This window comes from Klebsiella sp. A-Nf5 (assembly GCF_002810545.1).
Lineage (GTDB): Bacteria > Pseudomonadota > Gammaproteobacteria > Enterobacterales > Enterobacteriaceae > Klebsiella > Klebsiella variicola.
Map to the genome: position 1 here is coordinate 1 of NZ_PIOG01000212.1, position 1,125 is coordinate 1,125.

Below are 1,125 nucleotides of genomic sequence, written 5' to 3' on the forward strand. Positions count from 1 at the left end.
GCCATTCTGACCCTGGCCGCAACGGGAAGCGAAATGAACCCGTATGCCGTTGTCACCAATGAAGAAACACATGAAAAATTATCGATCGGTAACGACTACACGCGTCCGGTGGTATCCGTACTGAGTCCGGCACTGATGGCGGGCGTCTCCCGCGATTACCTCGTCTATTCTGCCGCTGATATCATTTCACACCTTATCGAAGTGTACTTCACCGCAACCGTTCAGCCTGCAATTCAGTCGCGACTGGTTGAAGCACTCCTAAATACGGTAATTGAAACCACACAAACGCTCATCGCCAGTCCGGATGATGAGGCTGCGCGTGGGGAATTTGCCTGGGCTGCAACCCTTGCTCAAAACGGTTTGATCCTGTCAGGCTGTGCCGGATTTAGTTATCCGAATCATGCAATCGAGCACTCTTTATCCGCACTTTTCAACGTTCCGCATGGGGCAGGGTTGTCCGTTGTTATGCCCGCCTGGATGAAGTGGTACAAAAACCGAAGTACACCGCAGTTTGAGCGTTTCGCAAAATATGTGTTCGGACTCAGTTCGGCAGACGACGGCATCGCAGCGCTTGAGAAGTGGTTCGAAGAAATTGGTACGCCAACACGTCTTGAACAGCTGAACATCAGGGAAGCAGATCTGCCCGCTATCGTTGAGAACGTCCAGATCAATGTCAAAGCGTTTGGTATCGCCAGTGATTACCCGCCGGAAGTTGTAACTGAAATACTCATGCATGCTGTCTGAAACATATCCCTCAATATCCAATGAAAGGTTTTAATATCATGACGCTAAAATCTTCAACGCGCTTTTTTAATGGCGCACTCCTTGCCGGGGCGATGGCTCTGATTTCAACAGAAGCTGCAGTCGCCCAGCCTGCACCAGGCACAGCAGATTCTTCAGTCCGTCTGGTTCAGACGTGGGATAAAACTTTCCCAAGGAGCGAAAAAGTGGATCATCAAAAAGTTACTTTTAAGAACCGTTACGGCATTACGCTGGCCGCTGATGTATATCTTCCTAAAGATCGCGGGAACAAGAAGCTTGCTGCGCTTGTGATTTCCGGGCCATTTGGCGCGGTAAAAGAGCAGGCTTCAGGTCTTTATGCTCAGACCCTGGCAGAGCGCGGAT

Annotated in this window: 1 protein-coding gene and 2 pseudogenes; 2 read left to right on the forward strand and 1 reads right to left on the reverse strand. The window is 50.3% G+C overall.

What is annotated here, in order from left to right; all coding sequences use genetic code 11:
* Window positions 1–33: 33 nt before the first annotated feature.
* A pseudogene (locus CWM53_RS20305) lies at window positions 34–603 on the forward strand (iron-containing alcohol dehydrogenase); the annotation flags it as partial.
* Here CWM53_RS20305 and CWM53_RS32035 read toward each other — a convergent pair.
* Window positions 553–735, reverse strand: a pseudogene (locus tag CWM53_RS32035) (hypothetical protein); the annotation flags it as partial. The pseudogenes CWM53_RS20305 and CWM53_RS32035 overlap by 51 nt on opposite strands.
* A gap of 29 nt (window positions 736–764) precedes the next feature.
* Between CWM53_RS32035 and CWM53_RS20310 the strand changes: the two are divergent.
* The coding region (locus CWM53_RS20310; RefSeq protein WP_133124375.1) for an alpha/beta hydrolase at window positions 765–1,125 on the forward strand (361 nt) is incomplete at its 3' end.